This window comes from Paenibacillus whitsoniae (assembly GCF_003955665.1).
Taxonomy (GTDB): Bacteria; Bacillota; Bacilli; order Paenibacillales; family NBRC-103111; genus Paenibacillus_E; species Paenibacillus_E whitsoniae.
The window spans coordinates 1-17,142 of record NZ_RXHU01000057.1; the positions used below are offsets into that span (position 1 = coordinate 1).

At 53.4% G+C, this 17,142-nt stretch carries 18 protein-coding genes; all 18 read right to left on the reverse strand.

The features are described 5' to 3' along the window. On the reverse strand, positions 1-311 hold a 311-nt coding region (locus tag EJQ19_RS19120; RefSeq protein WP_126142844.1), incomplete at its 3' end, for a S1 RNA-binding domain-containing protein. 109 nt (positions 312-420) lie between these two features. Beyond that, positions 421-744, reverse strand: a complete 324-nt coding sequence (locus EJQ19_RS19125; protein WP_126142845.1) for an FtsB family cell division protein — start codon at positions 742-744, stop codon at positions 421-423. A 15-nt stretch (positions 745-759) separates the two neighbouring features. Further along, positions 760-1,335 carry a spore cortex biosynthesis protein YabQ gene (gene yabQ, locus EJQ19_RS19130; protein ID WP_126142846.1) on the reverse strand — a complete coding sequence of 192 codons (576 nt, stop codon included), beginning with the start codon at positions 1,333-1,335 and terminating at the stop codon, positions 760-762. After that, positions 1,332-1,619 carry a sporulation protein YabP gene (yabP, locus tag EJQ19_RS19135; RefSeq protein WP_126142847.1) on the reverse strand — a complete coding sequence of 96 codons (288 nt, stop codon included), beginning with the start codon at positions 1,617-1,619 and terminating at the stop codon, positions 1,332-1,334. Before yabP ends, yabQ begins: the two co-directional genes overlap by 4 nt. 103 nt (positions 1,620-1,722) lie before the next feature. Further along, on the reverse strand, positions 1,723-1,992 hold the full coding sequence (locus EJQ19_RS19140) for an RNA-binding S4 domain-containing protein (protein WP_126142848.1): 270 nt from the start codon (positions 1,990-1,992) through the stop codon (positions 1,723-1,725). Further along, positions 1,992-2,264, reverse strand: coding sequence for an HU family DNA-binding protein (locus tag EJQ19_RS19145; protein ID WP_126142849.1), 273 nt, complete (start codon positions 2,262-2,264; stop codon positions 1,992-1,994). The genes EJQ19_RS19140 and EJQ19_RS19145 overlap by 1 nt, the downstream gene beginning before the upstream one ends. A 134-nt stretch (positions 2,265-2,398) precedes the next feature. Next, on the reverse strand, positions 2,399-3,913 hold the full coding sequence (gene yabN, locus EJQ19_RS19150; protein ID WP_126142850.1) for a bifunctional methyltransferase/pyrophosphohydrolase YabN: 1,515 nt from the start codon (positions 3,911-3,913) through the stop codon (positions 2,399-2,401). Between the two features lie 42 nt (positions 3,914-3,955). Next, positions 3,956-5,647, reverse strand: a complete 1,692-nt coding sequence (locus EJQ19_RS19155) for a putative polysaccharide biosynthesis protein (RefSeq protein ID WP_126142851.1) — start codon at positions 5,645-5,647, stop codon at positions 3,956-3,958. Between the two features lie 141 nt (positions 5,648-5,788). Further along, on the reverse strand, positions 5,789-6,331 hold the full coding sequence (spoVT, locus tag EJQ19_RS19160) for a stage V sporulation protein T (RefSeq protein WP_126142852.1): 543 nt from the start codon (positions 6,329-6,331) through the stop codon (positions 5,789-5,791). A gap of 278 nt (positions 6,332-6,609) precedes the next feature. After that, a complete protein-coding gene (locus EJQ19_RS19165) occupies positions 6,610-7,713 on the reverse strand; it encodes a peptidylprolyl isomerase (protein ID WP_164716630.1) in 1,104 nt (367 codons plus the stop codon). After that, a complete protein-coding gene (gene mfd / locus EJQ19_RS19170) occupies positions 7,700-11,221 on the reverse strand; it encodes a transcription-repair coupling factor (protein WP_126142854.1) in 3,522 nt (1,173 codons plus the stop codon). Before mfd ends, EJQ19_RS19165 begins: the two co-directional genes overlap by 14 nt. 67 nt (positions 11,222-11,288) lie before the next feature. Then, positions 11,289-11,516, reverse strand: a complete 228-nt coding sequence (locus tag EJQ19_RS19175; protein ID WP_126142855.1) for an anti-sigma-F factor Fin — start codon at positions 11,514-11,516, stop codon at positions 11,289-11,291. Between the two features lie 104 nt (positions 11,517-11,620). Further along, positions 11,621-12,181, reverse strand: coding sequence for an aminoacyl-tRNA hydrolase (pth, locus tag EJQ19_RS19180; RefSeq protein WP_126142856.1), 561 nt, complete (start codon positions 12,179-12,181; stop codon positions 11,621-11,623). Between the two features lie 468 nt (positions 12,182-12,649). Next, the gene (locus EJQ19_RS19190; protein WP_126142857.1) at positions 12,650-13,291 is read right to left on the reverse strand and encodes a 50S ribosomal protein L25; all 642 of its coding nucleotides are present in this window, start codon (positions 13,289-13,291) and stop codon (positions 12,650-12,652) included. 294 nt (positions 13,292-13,585) lie between these two features. Then, positions 13,586-14,983, reverse strand: coding sequence for a bifunctional UDP-N-acetylglucosamine diphosphorylase/glucosamine-1-phosphate N-acetyltransferase GlmU (gene glmU / locus EJQ19_RS19195; protein WP_126142858.1), 1,398 nt, complete (start codon positions 14,981-14,983; stop codon positions 13,586-13,588). A 168-nt stretch (positions 14,984-15,151) separates the two neighbouring features. Then, positions 15,152-15,436 (reverse strand): septation regulator SpoVG, encoded by a 285-nt coding sequence (gene spoVG / locus EJQ19_RS19200; protein WP_028557369.1) that lies wholly within the window; start codon positions 15,434-15,436, stop codon positions 15,152-15,154. Between the two features lie 118 nt (positions 15,437-15,554). Beyond that, the gene (locus tag EJQ19_RS19205; RefSeq protein ID WP_126142859.1) at positions 15,555-15,938 is read right to left on the reverse strand and encodes a RidA family protein; all 384 of its coding nucleotides are present in this window, start codon (positions 15,936-15,938) and stop codon (positions 15,555-15,557) included. A gap of 28 nt (positions 15,939-15,966) precedes the next feature. Next, positions 15,967-16,785 carry a pur operon repressor gene (purR, locus tag EJQ19_RS19210; RefSeq protein WP_126142860.1) on the reverse strand — a complete coding sequence of 273 codons (819 nt, stop codon included), beginning with the start codon at positions 16,783-16,785 and terminating at the stop codon, positions 15,967-15,969. Between the last annotated feature and the right edge of the window lie 357 nt (positions 16,786-17,142).

The window sequence follows — 17,142 nt, forward strand, 5'->3', positions numbered from 1 at the left end:
AGATGTGTATAAGAGACAGCTTGATAGCCGCTGCCACCTGTACGTTCAGGGCGAGCAGGTCTTTCCTCAACTGGCTTATCAATCGTTTGCTTGATTGACAGTCCGATCTTGCCATCCTTGTCCACGTTAATCACTTTGACCGTTACTTTGTCTTCAAGCTTTAAATGGTCATTAACGTCTTTCACATAATTGTCTGCGATCTCCGAAATGTGAACAAGACCGGTAACTCCTTCAGCAAGCTCGACGAATGCTCCAAAGTGAGTAATCCCCGTCACTCTTCCCTCTAACTTGGTGCCGACTTCAATTGCCATAAAGTAAACTGTTCCTCCCTTAAAATGTTGAAAACACTGGCTACGCCGATTATAACCGATGCGGAAACCACGGTCAACACGGCATTCGCCCGTTTTGCAAGAAGCATGTTTATTGCGACTTGGAGGCGCTCAGCGGCGTTTCTCCCGTCTTGCTATAGTGAAAATCTCGCCGAATGATCTGATCCAGATACTCGTCATTATGCAAACGTGCAATTTCTTTGGTCGTCGTCTCATTGACTCTCTTCGCTTCGGTTAACTGGCGCTGCATATCCGCCACGACGGCTTTCCTATCGTGCAGCTTGGCAAACTGTCCCCAAATGTTGTTAATGCCCCAGCATAAAAAGCATAAAACAAAGATCATGAGAATACGTAGTCTTCGCTTTGAACCTGTACGTTGGGCGCGACTCGCCGTAACGGCTGCTTGAGCTGGCATGAATAGGTCTTCCTCCTATTTCGAGAATAACCTGCGGTAGAGGGAGACAATCCGGCCCCATAGGCGCTTGCACCAAACGGGGATCACCAAATACTTATGCATAGGCTTCGTAATCCAAAAGAATAATCTCCACACAGGATAGAGCAATTGTAGCACAATTTTATACAGGAATATAGCTACAGTGAGCAAAAAGCCTAAAATTATCACGGTTAGACGATATAAGCCAATAATCGGTTTAATGAGGACGATTTCGACGGTTTTCTTAAGAAAACGGTAAATCGCAATCACAATCCGGATCAGCAGCAAGGTCAGCCGGATGACCCAAGGGCTCAGCAGCCCGAAGTAGAAGCAGATGCCAATGCCAATGCCGAGAAAAATAAACACCCGGACTTGTCCGTCATTACTCGCGATCAGATTCCGAAAAACGAGGATTGTCGCCACAATCCAGTACAAACCGTCAATGAGGGGGATCGTCCAGCGCGGCAATCTGAGCTTGCCCGCAAGCACCCGGAACACATCAAAAATGGCTCCGATGTAGATGCCGCTCAGGACCATCATGTAAATCGTATAGAATTGCGTATGCAGCGTCACTTGAACAACTTACCAAGGAAGCCCTTGGATTTCTCCTGGGTATTGCCATCCACATACGACAGCTCGTGAACGATTCCTTCAATGGCGACGAGTCCTTGCTCGAGATTCAAATTTTTGATATGCAAATTCTGCCCACGGATCATCAAGTGGCCCATTTCCGTTGCAAGGAGGAACTCTTCGCTGTCAAAGCTCTCGACGTTTAAAACGCCGGAGATCTCCAAAAGTCTGCGGTTGAGCATCTTGATTTCCTGTCTTTTATTGTTGTTTTTCACGGGTTCGATCATGGCCTGTACCCCTCCTTCATCTATCCTTACGATATGAGGGGATGTCCTAGGATAGAACAAAAAAAGCCCAAAAACCTGTTCAGGTTCCTGGGCTTTTCTACGGTTACAACGACTCTGCTTGAAACGGTTCTTCCTTCAGCAAGGTGTACATCTTTGCCGCATCTTCCTTGCGGGTCGATTCCGACAGCAGCTCGACGCGAACGGTCACCTTCTTCTGGCCGAACTGGATGGACAGCTCATCGCCGACTTTGACTTGCGTGCTCGCCTTCGCATCGCGGCCGTTGATCCAGACGCGCCCTTGATCGGACACATCCTTCGCCACGGTGCGGCGTTTGATCAAGCGAGATACCTTGAGAAACTTATCGATCCGCATTATTTTACAGCTTCTTTAAGCTTGTTGCCCGCCTTGAAAGCAGGAACGTTGGATTCTGCGATTTCGATTGGGTTGCCTGTTTGCGGGTTGCGGCCTGTGCGACCGGAACGCTTGCGCGTTTCGAATGTACCGAAACCGATCAATTGTACTTTATCGCCGGCGGAAAGCGCATCTGTTACTTCGCCAAGGAAACCGTTAAGAACTACTTCAACGTCTTTTTTTGTAAGTCCGCTTTTTTCTGCGATGTTGTTGATCAGGTCTGTTTTGTTCATGTGATTTCTTTACCTCCCAAAATGTTCGAAGATCATCTCTTCTATGTACTAACATGGCTGCACATTTTCATAATTTTACCTTGCACCAAGTCTAGTATTCTGCTTTTTTCGTCAAAATCCTGCTAAGGTGCGGTTTATTCCGCAACTTTTTTTGCAGCCTGCCAGTACGTTTCCATCTCTAGTAAATCAGTCTGCTCAAAAGATTGCCCTCTTAAACGTAGCTGCTCCTCAATATACGAAAATCTTCGCACAAACTTGAGATTCGTCTTGGCAATGGCCTCTTCCGGGTCGATCTTCAGGAATCTAGCAACATTCACTAGCGAAAATAGCACATCGCCCAGCTCGCTCACCCGCTCCTGTGCAGCCCCTTCACCTTCCGCCGCGATCGCCTGGCGCAGTTCGCCCAGTTCTTCGTCCAGCTTCGCCAGCACGTCTTCCAGCGCAGACCAGTCGAAACCGACGGCAGCGGCTTTCTTTTGCAGCTTGAGCGCCTTCATCAACCCCGGCAGCTCGCGCGGCACGCCGTCCAGCACGGACTGCTTGGTCACGTCGATGCCTTTCTTACGCTTCTCCTCCGCCTTCATCGCATTCCAGTTCACCAACGCCTCGTCCGCGTCCTCTGCTTTGTTCTCGCCAAATACATGCGGATGACGGCGAATCAGCTTCTCGTTCAGCATCGCAATGACATCATAGGCCGTAAACGTGCCGACCTCCTCTTCCATCTGCGCATGCAGCATCACTTGCAGCAGCAAATCGCCAAGCTCCTCGCACATGTGCTCCGGATCGTCCTCGTCAATGGTCTCCAGCACTTCGTAAGCTTCCTCGATCAGATTCTTGCGCAGACTCTCATGCGTCTGCTCTCGATCCCATGGACAGCCTTCCGGGCTGCGCAGAATGGCCACAATCTCGTGCAGGCGGCCGAAGCTGCGGTAGTGATCCTCGTCCCGCGTGCTGGCCGGCACCCAGACGAGCGATAAATTGCCGTAGCCTTTCACATGATCCAGCTCGTAGAGCGGCACTTCGATGATCTGCTCCTGCCCGGCAACGCCGAGGGAATGGCCGACCACGACCCGATACTCGTCGGGGTATACGTCCATAAGGGAGATTTTCAGATCGGACGCCGTGTAGGTGTCGTACACCTGCCCGATTACCGTGTGCAGCTTGGGATTGAGCGTGTAGCGGCTAAGGCTGGTCGCGTCCAGCAGCTGAAAGCCTTCAATCGGATCGAAGCCGAACCGCAGAAACGCTTGGTCGAGAAAGCTCTCGCCGCCCATGATTTGGAGCGAGATGCTCTGTGCCGGACAGCGCTCCTTAAGGAGCTGCACGGTATACTCGGCGACCATGGGATGTCCCGGCACGGCATAGAGGATTTCCGCAGACTCGCTTGCCGCCAGCCGCATCAGTTCCTCCGCGATAGATTCATAGACTTCTTCGAATGTCGCATGCTGGACATACGTATTGTCGAAAGTGTCATACTTGACGTTGTTCGCGTCCAGCATCGCCACCATCGGATGATCTTTCGTGCGTAAAAAGAGCTTCGCTCCCGCTCCGCTTGCCGCCTGCAGCTTCTTCCAGACGCCGAGCGTCAGCTGGTCTTCATCCCCCGTCCCGAGTCCCAGGACGGTGATCCGTGCATTCGTTGCTGCCATCTGCGCAGCACCTCCTTTGATTTGAAGCGCGGGTGGGTTCCCTTACCGCTTCAGCTTGTTGAGCAGCGGCGCGAGCTTCCGCGCCAGCTCCGGCGTCTCCTGCAGCTCCGCGCGGGAGACGCTCCCGCTGCGCAGCAGCGCCAGCCCGTAGACGGCCGCGCCGCCGGCTACGCTGATGAGTGCGATGGCGCTCGCGCTCCATCGCAAGGGCACGTGCCATGCCGCTGCCGCGGGCATGGCCAACAGCTGCAGCGCTGCGAGGCAGCCGCCCATCAGTCCCACGCCCAGCGCGGGACTGATGGCGTACGGCCGCAGCGCGAAGCGCACCCCGGTGCAGCGGCGCAGCTGCACCAGATTCAGCCCCGCCGCAGCGGCGTAGGCGACCACCGCGCTGAGCGCGGCGCCGTCGATGCCCCAGCGGGGCAAGAGCAGGACGTTGCCGAGCGCTTTGAGCGCGATGGCAACGAGTAGGGCCAATGTCGGCGTGCGGAGCGCGCCGACGCCTTGCAGCACGCTGGCCGAGACGGCGTTCAGCGTGGAGAACAGGGCCGTGAAGGCCAGCACGGCCATGGTCCAGCTCGCTTCCTCCGTGCGGTACAGCATGATATTGATCGGCACGGCCGCGAAGGCGAGCCCGAACGACGCGCCCAGCCCGACGAGCCACGCAACGCGCACGGCCATTTCGGCACGGCTGCGGACGCGGTCGTCCCGCCCGCTCACCTTGGCTTCGGCAATCGCCGGCACGAGCGCCGCGGACATCGACGACGCCACCATAACGACGAGCTGCACGAGCGGCAGCCCGCGGTTGTAGAGCCCGTAGGCGCGCATGGCTTCGCCTTCGCTGCCGAGCGACGCTTCGAGCAGCCGCGGCAGCGTGAACGTGTCGACCAGATTCAGCAGCGGCACCACAATCGCGCCGAGGCATACCGGAATCGCGTAGAGCGCGATACGCTTGGCCCACTGCCAGGCGGAAGTATGGGCTGCCGGACTCGATTGTCCTTTACGCTCTTGCTCTTGCTGCGCCGGGCCCCCTGGCTCTTGCCCCTCGCGCATTGCCCGCCGCCAAAACACCGCCATCACGGCTAAGCCTGCGGCCGCCCCTGTGACGGAGCCGAACGTCGCGCCAGCGGCAATCCGCGCATCATCATAAGCAAGGGCCGTCATGTACAGCAGCAGCGCCACCATCGTGATGACACGGATGAACTGCTCCGCCACTTGCGATACCGCGGTAGGCAGCATATTCTGGTAGCCTTGAAAATAGCCCCGCAGGACGGCCAGCACCGGCGATACGAGCAAGGCGAACGATACGCTTCGGATCGCAGACGCCGTCCGCTCTATACCGATCCACGCCGCAATCTGCTCGGCGCCGAAGTACAGGGCCAGAAAAAGCAGGGCGCCTGCGCACATTAAGACAACACCCGACACATAGGCGATACGCCGGGCCTCCCGGTGTGCGCCAAGGCGGACCTGCTCCGCGACAAACTTGGAAACGGCCACCGGAAAACCCGCCGTCGCCGCAAAAAGAATTAAAATATACAGCGGATACACCGCGTTGTAAATACCAAACACCGCATCTCCGGCGACATTCTGGAGCGGAATCTTTTGCAGGGTGCCGAGTAGCTTCGAGATGACAGCCGCAAGGCCCAGCAGCATCGCCCCCTGCACCAGCTTGCTCCGCGGGTTAGCTTGGCCTTTTGTTGCTTTATCCGATTGCCGCTCGGTTGTTCCCCCCATAATGGTCTCCTCTGCCAACGAATCAATCTATCCGTATTATAGCGAAATTCCCCCAAGAACAACAAGGTTGGCGAAACAACAAAAAAGCTTCACCTACAGCCCATCACCTCTGTAAGGAAGCCTTCGCATGTATTTATGGGGTCATTGTTCCATTTGCTTCGCCAGGAATCCGGCGGCTGTCTCTACCATCTTGACCTCAAGGTTGCCCATCTTTACATTCTCATCCTTGGAGATCAGGATGACTGCGCCAATTGGGTCCCCGCCTGCGACAATCGGTGCCGCCACGAAGGAGGAGAAGGTTTCATTGGCATCCTTGATAATTTCAAATTGACCGCTGTTGCTCTCCAGCATCGGCTTGCGGTTCTCCATACAAGTCTCAATGAGGGAACCGACCGATTTCTCCAGATAATCCTTCTTCGAGCCGCCGGCCATCGCAATGATGTTGTCGCGGTCCGAAATCAGCGCCACATGGTTCGTGCTTTCAAACAACGATTCGGCATATTCCTTCGCAAAATCACCGAGCTCACCAATCGGGGAATATTTCTTCAGAATCACTTCGCCATCGCGATCCACGAAAATTTCCAAAGGGTCACCTTCGCGAATGCGTAGGGTGCGTCGTATTTCCTTGGGGATTACAACTCTCCCTAAATCATCTATCCGACGGACAATTCCAGTTGCTTTCATACCTCTAGATGCCTCACTTTCCGCTTTCGAATTAGATACGACACGAGCATGAAACGTTGTATGCTTGATCGGGATTTGGTGGGAACTTGAAATCTAACCATAGTATTCTTCACTTCCCACGCTTCTATGCAGCAGCCGCTACTGACGATTTGACTTTATTTAGCTCTGCATCCTGCTGCGCTTAGGTTGTCCAAATATAACCGAATTACTCTTCCCGGGGACAAAAGCTCTTAAGCATGAGAAAAGGATGCCTGCAATCAGGCATCCTTGAGTTCGATTTATTTCGCCGCTGGGCTTGCCGACGGGCTTGCCGCCGCGCTTGCAGCAGGGCTCGCAGACGGAGCTGGCGTCGCCGCTTCCGGTTTCGGCAGGTTGTTCGTCTCAATCACTTTCGGGAATTCCGTTTCCGCCCATTCAGACAGCGTTTTCTCCGCCAGTTGAGACTTGATTTCCGTTTTCAGCGCGTCATCCAGCTGCTTCGTGCTTCTGGATTCCACTTTCATGATGTGGTAACCGAATGTCGTTTCCACCGGATCGCTGATTTTGTTGAGGGGCAGCGTGCTTGCCGCTTGTCCAAACTCGGGCACCCATTGGCTGATTTCCGCATCTTTGTACGTACCGCCGGCATCCTTGGAGCCCGGATCGTCGGAGTATTGTTTCGCCAGCGCCGCGAAATCGCCGCCTGCGTCCAGCTTCGCCTTCACTTCTTTCGCTCTAGCGAGTGCTGCATCCTTCGTGCGCAGATCCGCTTGCGTCGCGGAATCTTTAAGCGCAATTAGGATATGACTAACCGTCGCAATGTCGTATGTGTGCGCAGCCGCTTGCTCTTTATACGAATCTTGCACCTGTTGATCCGTTACTTTGCTTTCCATGCTGCCCATCGTATAAAAGCTCATGCGCATCAAATCTTCGATATCCTTAAGCTGGATGCCGTTGTCTTTGAGCTGCTTGTCCATACCGCCTTCTTGCTTGCCGAAGTAGTCAGTGATGGCTTTCATTTGATCGGTCACTTGCTTGTCCGAATCAGCTTTCACTTTGTCGTCCACTTTGGAAGACAGCACGCGGAACGTCACCATTTGCTTCAACATGTCCTGCTGGAAGGCAGGATCGGCCATGTATTGAGCCAACTGCGGAGAGAACATTTTATTCACATTGATAAAAGAGTCGAACTCCGCACGTGTGATTTTGCCGCCGTCTTTGTACGTCGCAATAATATCCGTCGGTTTCCCTGTCGCTGCTGCGGAAGCGGCAGGCGAAGACGTTGCTTCGCCATCTTTTTTACCGCAAGCCGTAAGTACAGAAAAGGCAAGTACGACTGTCGCCAGGCCTACCATCCATTTTTTTGAAGAAGAGCGTTGTCTGCGTGTCTTATTTGGCAACATCTTGTAGTTCCCCTTTCGTTTTGAGCACATCTTTGTATTGGATCAAGAACTTCTCGAGCAATTCCGCCGCAGCTTCTGCGGTTAAACCTTTAATGCGAATCACGATATTGAGCTGTGGATCTGCATTCAGCTTGATGCGTCCATCGAAGCCTTTGGACAGGGCTAACAGCTTCTGGCCGTCCAGCCTGCTGTTTTGATCGATGTGCATCTTGATCAGGTAATCCTCTCCTTTTTGGCTGATCGTTTCAATCCGGTATTCCGAACCGTACGCTTTCAAACGAGCCACTGTCAGTAGGTTGAATACGGATTGCGGCAGATCACCAAAGCGATCGACAAGCTCATCATGCAGATCCGCGGCTTCTTCCAATGTGCGAATGGCGGCCACTTTTTTATAAATCTCAATTTTTTGCATGCTGTCGTAGATGTAATCGGAAGGCAAATACGCATCCAATTGAATATCGATCGACGTGTTCCACTCCGGCTCCGGCGTGACGGCTTCCCCGTCGATTTCCAGTTTCAGCTTTGCAATTTCCTCCGCGAGCATTTGAGAATACAAATCGAAGCCGACGGAAGCGATGAAGCCATGCTGCTCGGCACCGAGCAAATTGCCCGCACCGCGAATGGACAAGTCCCTCATGGCAATTTTAAAGCCTGAGCCTAGTTCTGTAAACTCTTTAATCGCCTGCAGCCGTTTCTCGGCGACTTCCGTCAGCACCTTATCCCGCTGGTACGTGAAGTACGCATACGCAATCCGGTTCGATCGCCCGACGCGTCCGCGCAGCTGATACAGCTGGGAAAGTCCCATTTTATCGGCATCATGGACGATCAGTGTGTTGACGTTCGGGATGTCGACGCCCGTCTCGATAATGCTCGTTGAGACAAGAACATCGTACTCCCCATCCAGGAAGTCGAGAATCGTTTTCTCCAGTTCCTGCTCGCTCATCTGACCGTGGGCCACCGTCACCCGGGCGTCCGGAATCATCATCGAGATTTGGTCAGCCATTTGCGTAATGCCCTGCACGCGGTTGTAGAGATAATAGACCTGACCTTCGCGCGCCAATTCCCGTTCAATCGCTTCACGCACAAGCGTCGGGCCATACTCGACCACATACGTCTGAACGGGGAATCGGTTCTCCGGCGGCGTTTCGATGACGGACAAATCGCGTACGCCGAGCATCGACATGTGCAGCGTCCGCGGAATTGGCGTCGCTGTCAACGTCAGTACGTCGACGTTTGTTTTGAGCCGCTTGAGCTTCTCCTTGTGCGACACGCCAAACCGCTGCTCCTCGTCCACGATCAGCAGACCGAGATCTTTGAATTGCACGTCTTGCGAGAGCAGGCGATGCGTCCCGATGACGACGTCGACCGTGCCTTTCTTGATGCCTTTCATGACCTCCGTCTGTTCTTTCTTGGAGCGGAAACGGCTTAACACACTCACATTAAAAGGATACCCCGAAAACCGCTCGCGGAATGTCTCGTAATGCTGCTGCGCCAAAATTGTCGTCGGCACGAGCACCGCGACCTGTTTGCCATCAATGGCAGCTTTGAAGGCCGCGCGCACCGCCACTTCGGTTTTGCCGTAGCCGACGTCGCCGCACAAGAGCCGGTCCATCGGCCGAGCCTTCTCCATGTCCTTCTTGATCTCTTCGATGGCGCGAAGCTGATCCCGCGTCTCATCGTAAGGGAACATCGCTTCGAACTCCTGCTGATAGGAGCTGTCTTTGCCAAAGCCGTAGCCGGTCGCTGCCTGACGCTCCGCATACAGCTTAATCAGATCGTCGGCAATGTCCTTGACCGCCGAGCGGGCTTTGCTCTTGACGCGCGCCCAGTCTGCGCCGCCGAGCTTATATACCTTTGGTTCCTTCTCTTCGGAACCGACATATTTTTGAATAAGATCAATCTGGTCGATCGGGACGGACAGCTTGTCGCCGCCCGCGTACATAATGTGGATATAATCCTTATGAATACCGCCGACTTCCAGCGTGCCGATGCCGACGTACTTCCCGATCCCGTGATTCACATGAACGACGTAGTCGCCGACTTTTAGCTCCTGATAGCTCTTGATGCGCTCGGCGTTCTCCATCTTCTTCTCGACCTTGCGCGCCTTCCGCTGCTTCTGGGTAAAAATCTCGCCCTCGGTGATGACGACCAGGTGAATCGACGGCATCTCAAAGCCGGTCTGCAAGTTGCCTTCCACAATCTCCGGCACTTCGATCTGGTAGTCCTGCAGCACGCGCCGGACGCGTTCCGCCCGCTCTTCTCCGTTCGCTAGCACGACGACGTTGGTGCCGTTCTTCTTCCAGCGCTCCATCTCGGCCTTGAGCAGGTTCATCTGCCCGTGGAAATTTTGCATGACGCGGCAGACGAAATTCACGATATTTTGCGGCTGAATGCCTGCCACCTGGCGAAGGAACAAGGACACGTACAACGTCGGGAATGGCCTGCGGTGCAGCAGCGTTTCGTAACTTTTGGACAGCACAAAAGCCGGCAAGCTCTTCCCTTCGGTGAGCGCATGCATCATCCACTCGGCTTCGTCGCGCTCAAGCTGCTTGGCCGTTTCCAGCAAGCGGGCCGGTTCGTCGATGACAAGCACCGTGTCCTTGGGCATGTAGTCCATCAGGGTCTGTCTTTCCGTATAGAGGAGAGAAATATATTTATAAATGCCAGGGAACGTCTGTCCTTCACGCAGCAGCTCGATGTCGTGGCCGATGCCTTCAAGCAGCTTGTCTTTGGCTGTGCGGTCGGTCATTTTGGCCAGCTGTGCCTGCAGCAGCTCATAGGCATGCTGCGCCGCTGAATGTAAGCGCTTCCTATCCGCTTGAATCTCACGGCACGGCGGGATCGTTATGGACGATAATTTATCTATTGACCGCTGGTCACTCACATCAAATGTCCGAATAGAGTCGACATCGACGTCGAATAGCTCAATTCGTATCGCATTCTCCGAGGTCAGGGGATACAGATCCAGAATCCCGCCCCGTACGCTCATTTCGCCTTTGGTCTCTACGCGCTCGACCCGCTCATACCCGAGACCCGACAGCGTAGCCAGCAGGTCGTCCAGCCTAACCGTATCGCCAACGTTAATGGTCACGCGCGATTCTTCAAACACTTGCTTGACCGGCAGCAGTCTGCGTACGCCTGCGAACGGTGCGATCACCACGCCGCGATAACCGCCTGCGAGCTTCGTCAGCACATCGATGCGCTGCGCCAGCATTTCCGGCGAGGATGCGGCTTCTTCCGTCGTCAGCAACTCCTGAGCCGGATAGAGGAGCACTTCCTCGGGAGACAGACACTCGAGCAGGTCTTCCGCAATTTTTTGCGCCGCGAACATATTATGGGTAACAACGAATAACGGACGGTCAAGCTCACGGACGAGAGAAGCAATCATCACCTGGCGGGAGGAGCCGGTTAACCCGGCGATGAGCTGCTCTTTCATCTCGGACTTAAGGCCTGTCACAATCGTCTGAAAGTCGTTATCCGCAGAAAAAGCCTGAATTAAAGCTTGCAAACAAGTACACTCCCCTCACAAAAAGAAGCCTCGGCAACGTGCCTAGGCTATGAACTCTTCATCTTCATCATTGTAACGGACTGGCGAGCAGGGACAGCTCGGGATTCGCCTCCAGCGCCTCGCGGCAGTAGTCGCAAACCACTCTGACCGTTACATCTCCATTCGTATTATACGATATTATATCTCTCCGCTCTTCGGGGGTCAAGGAATGGAAGCCCAACTGCTGCTCCGTAATCGCGGACTGGTTGATTTCCCCAACGAACGTATGGCAATGCCTGCAAATGTACTTGATCATATGTATGCCTCCTATGACAATTCGATTACATCCCAGTATGCCCATTCTTCGGGGAAATTAGCCGAATCTGCCAGAGGCTTTGATCGCAGAGGCAGCCAAGCTGCTTATTTATTAAATTTGGCCATCGTTTTCTCGAACGAGTTCGTGAGTGAGAAAGCCATCGCGTCGCACGTCAAATCCAACACCTCGCCGATCGATTTCATCTCTTCTTTCGTGAAGTTCGACAGCACATAGTCTGCGATATTAAAACCCGGCGCAGGGCGGTTGATGCCGATCCGAATGCGGTCGAACGTCTGCGTCCCGCCGTGCTGAATGATGGACTTGATGCCGTTGTGCCCGCCTGGACTTCCTTGATAGCGCAGCCGAATTTGCCCGAACGCCGTATCCATGTCGTCATATACGATGACCACATCCTCCAGCTTCGCTTTATAAAAATCGAGAAACGCCCGCATCGACTCACCTGACAAGTTCATGTACGTCATCGGCTTGAGCAGGTACACCTTGGTGCCGTTTACGACGCCTTCGGCCTGCAGCGCTTTATTTTTGTTCTGAAACGTCGTGATGCCCCACTTCTCCGCAAAACGATCCAGCGCCATAAACCCCACATTATGACGATTCAATTCATATTGCTTGCCCGGATTGCCCAGACCGATAAAACATTTCATACTCCGTTCATCTCCCAAATATAGTGGTAGAAAACCTTTGCACAAAATTGCGCCGAAGGTTATTGTTGACGTGTAGTCCCAATCCCAGCCTATGGAAAGCAGAGAGTGATCCAATTCATGTATCTGAATGGCGAAGAGCTCACCAGCGACGATCATTTCCAAGATCATGCCGACTCCGATATTCCCGTCCAAGTATACTATCAAAATGTGCACAAGGATATAGGTTTTATCGAATTATACAACCGCTTTTTTATTAAAATCAATCATACTTACTATAACAGAAACTCCCATGTTTTTCTTTCCAGGCCGGGTTATTAGACCAGAAAGATGAAGCGCTTTCAATGCAAAAAGAGAAAAGAAGCCTCCGCAACTGCGAGGGCTTCTTTCGCATGCTCCTGCGCGGCATGGAGCGCCGCCATCCGCCGGCGACTCCAAATACCGGAATTCGCATCAACCGGCTTTCTTAGCCTATGTCGGTTGTCCTGCCGTCGCCGCCTCGTTCGACGTCTCCGCTTCGCCCACCCGCTCCTCGTTGTTCGCAGGCTCCGGTGTTGCCGTTTCCTTCTGCGGCACGAGAATCGTAACGACGATGTCGTTCGAATCGGATTTCATCTCGACACCAGCCGGCACGCTGATTTGGCTCACGTGCAGGTTATCGCCGAGGCCGAGACTGGAGATATCCACGGCGATGGAAGCCGGAATTTGGTTCGGCATGCAGCGAATATCAACTTCATGCATTTGCACCTGCACAATGCCGCCTTCGCGCGCGCCGACCGCATCGCCGGTGAACTCAAGCGCCACGACTGTCTTGATCGGCTCGTTCATATTGATTTGGTGGAAATCAATATGCAGCACTTCGCGGCTCATCGGATTGCGCTGAATCTCGTTGATCATGACCGGCTGCCTACCGGCGCTAGCGATCGACAGATCGATAATCGCGTGCGGATTTGTGCGAAGCACCGTCTGTACGTCCTTCCAATCCACCGTGATGACGGTAGAGGCTACTTTCTCGCCATACACGACGGCAGGAATTTTCCCTTTCGCGCGCATTTGCTTGATTTCGGATTTTGTCGCTTCTTTGCGGGCTTCCGCTTGTAAAGATACAGCCATATGAAAAAGAACCTCCTAAAGTTAGCCCGGCCTGACCCGTCAGACTGCCGCCTGCGGGGCCGGTGAGTCATCGCTAGTTCATAGCGTGCCCAACCTTAGGAGGTTCCATCCAAATTTTAGAGGTTTCGGCTTTCCATCACGAAGCTAATCAGGAAGCGAATTCGGCGTCGAATCTTGCGCTCAGCTTCGAAGTGCGGTGCTCATGCAGGTTTTGCCTACACTCCGCTCCTCCTTCTTCAACTTCACACAACCTTCTCGGTGCTGAAAACCCGACAGCCTTCCCTCATCCGATCATTACCCCTCTTTGTTCGCCTTCCGTGCTTTCATCCGCGCTTTCAGCTTGTCGGCGTAGCCAACTTTGTTGGACTGACGCTCGCGCGCGATCGCCAAATCGCCGGGCTCGACATTGTGCGTAATTGTAGAGCCGGCCACCACGTAGGCGCCGTCACCTATTTTGACCGGCGCGATCAGATTGACATTGCTGCCAACGAACGCATCGTTGCCGATTTCCGTCAAGTTCTTGTTGTAGCCGTCATAGTTCACTGTAATCGCGCCGCAGCCGATATTGACGTTCGTGCCGACCACCGCGTCGCCGACGTAGCTCAGGTGCGACACTTTCGAGCCGTCGCCAAGCGAAGCGTTTTTGATCTCGACGAAGTCACCGACCTTGACCTGCTTGCCTAGTTTCGCGCCCGGACGCAAGTAAGCGAAAGGCCCGACAGACGTCTCGCTGTCCACCGTCGCGTTCTGCAGTACGGATTGCTTGATCGTCACGTCATCCTGGATGACGGAGTCGATGATCTCCGTGTTCGGCCCGATCGTGCACTGCTCACCGATGACCGTGCTTCCCCGCAAAATCGTTCCCGGCAGCAGCACCGTATCCGTGCCGATCCGCACATCCTTCTCGATGTACGTGTTCACCGGATCGATGATCGTCACGCCATTCAGCATATGCTCGCGGTTAATGCGGGCTTTCATGAGCTGCTCGGCTTCGGACAGCGCCACACGGTCGTTGACGCCGATGGATTCAGCCGGATCCGCCATGCAGTAGCCCTGCACGATGTCGCCGCTCTCTGTCAAAATGCCGATTACATCCGTCAAATAGTACTCATTTTGCGCGTTGTTGTTCGTCACCGAACCAAGTGCCCGGAACAGCTTCCGGTTATCGAAAATATACGTACCCGTATTGATCTCTTGCGTCGCCACTTCCTCCGGCGTGCAATCTTTCTGTTCGACGATGCGTACTACGCGCCCATCTTCCCCGCGAATAATGCGGCCGTATCCCGTCGGCTCATCCAGCTTTGCAGTCAGAATCGTTGCCGCCGCTCCCGTATTCCGGTGCAACGCGATCGTGTGCTGCAGCGTCTCGGCCGAGATCAAAGGCGTATCCCCGCAAATGACGACGGTCAAGCCGTCTTCCGCGCCCAACGCTTCTCTCGCCTGCAGCGCCGCATGCCCGGTACCGAGCTGCTGCTCCTGCAGCGCGTAGTCCACCTGCTCGCCAAGATAGGCTTGCACGGCTTCCGCACCGTAGCCGACAACCACGACCGTTTTTGCCACTTCTATATGTTGGAGCGTGTCCACAACGTGCCCTACCATCGGTTTGCCTGCAACCGGGTGCAGCACCTTGTACAGCTTTGATTTCATTCGTTTCCCTTGGCCTGCGGCCAGTACTATCGCCATCAGCTTCAACGTTGATCCAACCCCTTTACGATACGTTATAAATAGATAGTTCTCTGCGGTATAAGTGCTTCATTTCAATATAGCATCATTCCTGTATAAATGAAAAGAGAGCCCGTAGGAGTCAGTACGACGATACGTTCATCGGACTGACTCTTAGGGCCCTCTCAATTGTCAGAATTATGCGCCTTCTTCGATTACTTCTTCTTCAACAGCTGCGCGGTCGTATTCAGCGAGTACAGCTGCTTGAATTTTCTCACGAGTCGTCGACGAGATCGGATGCGCAATATCGCGGAACTCACCGTCCGGTGTGCGCTTGCTCGGCATCGCTACGAACATCCCATTGTTGCCGTCAATCACGCGAATGTCGTGGACAACAAACTCGTTATCGATCGTAATGGAAGCGATAGCCTTCATCCTCCCCTCGGAGTTAACCCGGCGGAGTCTTACGTCTGTAATTTGCACTTATGTTCACCACCTTTTTCCATCTCTGAGACTTGGGTGATATATTCCACATTGCAGTGCAAATTCCTTCTCCGTTTTTTGAAATATTCGATAATTTAATGTATTCTTTATGTTTCTGTTAATTTTCGACAGAAATTTCAGCAATTAGCTCGATTTCGACAAACACATCTCTCGGCAATCTCGCTACTTCCACGGTCGATCTAGCCGGTTTGTGGTCGCCAAAATAGGACGCATAGATCTCATTCAGCTCGGCGAACTGCCCCATGTCCTTCAGGAACACCGTCGCCTTCACCACCTGCTGCAGCGAAGAGCCTGCGGCTTCCAAAACCCCTTTCAAATTCGCAAAAACTTGATGCGTCTGCTCTTTAATGCCGCCTTGCACGATTTGACCGTCAAGACCAAGCGGGATTTGACCGGATGTGAACAGCAAGTTGCCCAGCTTCACAGCTTGAGAATAGGGACCGATCGCAGCCGGAGCTGCGGATGTTGAAATGAATTCCATATCAGGGAAATCTCCTTTGCGTATCATTTTAGTCAAAATAGTTGCCCGGCTCAACCGTAATCTGCTTCGTCTTCGAGTCGACGCCATACAGACGCGCCAAGGACACATAGTCATCAACGAGATGCTCTTCCGCCTCGCACGATTCCATAAAGACGCCCACGCCCTGCACCGTCGCTTTGAACTCCGCTAACAGGTCCATCATGCCGTGAATCGTCCCGCCCACATGCATAAAGTCGTCGATAATCAGCACCTTCGACTCTTCCTTGAGTGCGCGTCTGGCGAGCGACATCGTCTGGATCCGCTTGTTGGAGCCCGACACGTAGTTGATGCTCACCGCCGAACCCTCTGTCACACGGCTGTCCCGGCGAACGATCACGACCGGCAGGTTCATGTACGTTGCTGTCGCATACGCCAGCGGAATGCCTTTCGTCTCCACCGTCATAATCACATCGACCTCGCGACCGGCGAACGCCGAAGCAAATGTCTTGCCAATCTCATTCAAATATTGAGGTTGCCCCATAATATCCGACATATACAAATATCCGCCCGGCAAAATGCGCTCCGGCTGCTGTAATTGCAAACAAAGACTCTGGATGAACTTCAGAGAAATTTCCTTCGGCACCTTCGGCGAGAACTTCACACCGCCGGCTGCTCCGGCCAGGGTATTAAGCTCCCCCAAACCCTCTTCTTCAAAAACTTCTTTAATAATTGCAAGATCTTCACTAATAGAAGATTTGGCAGAGTTGTAACGCTCGGCAAAAGTCGTTAAAGGAATTAACGAATGGGGGCGAAATAACAAGTACTGTGTCATTTCTACCAGCCTGGCGCTCCTTTTCAACTTTTTCATCGCACTACCCCCAAAAATCCGAATATTATAATGAAAATATACCACTTTTATACGTATTTATTCAAGCTAAGCATGAAAAATATATTAACATAGACCTGACACAGAAATGACATGACTCAAAGACAGACGTATTGAATCCTGCAATCCCTGCAGTTATTTCAATGGACGCATTATGGCCGTGAGAAGTTCAACAGGGAGCGCTTCCAAGGCGGCACACGTTCAGCGGGGCCACCTCGCAAAGCTGTAATTTCGGCGAAATCGTTCGACGGTCACTCACGACCTTCCTGAACCATCCCGAACCTGTAATAACTACATCAAATCCCCGTAAAAGCCGGTAATTTGCTCGTGTTCCTGTAA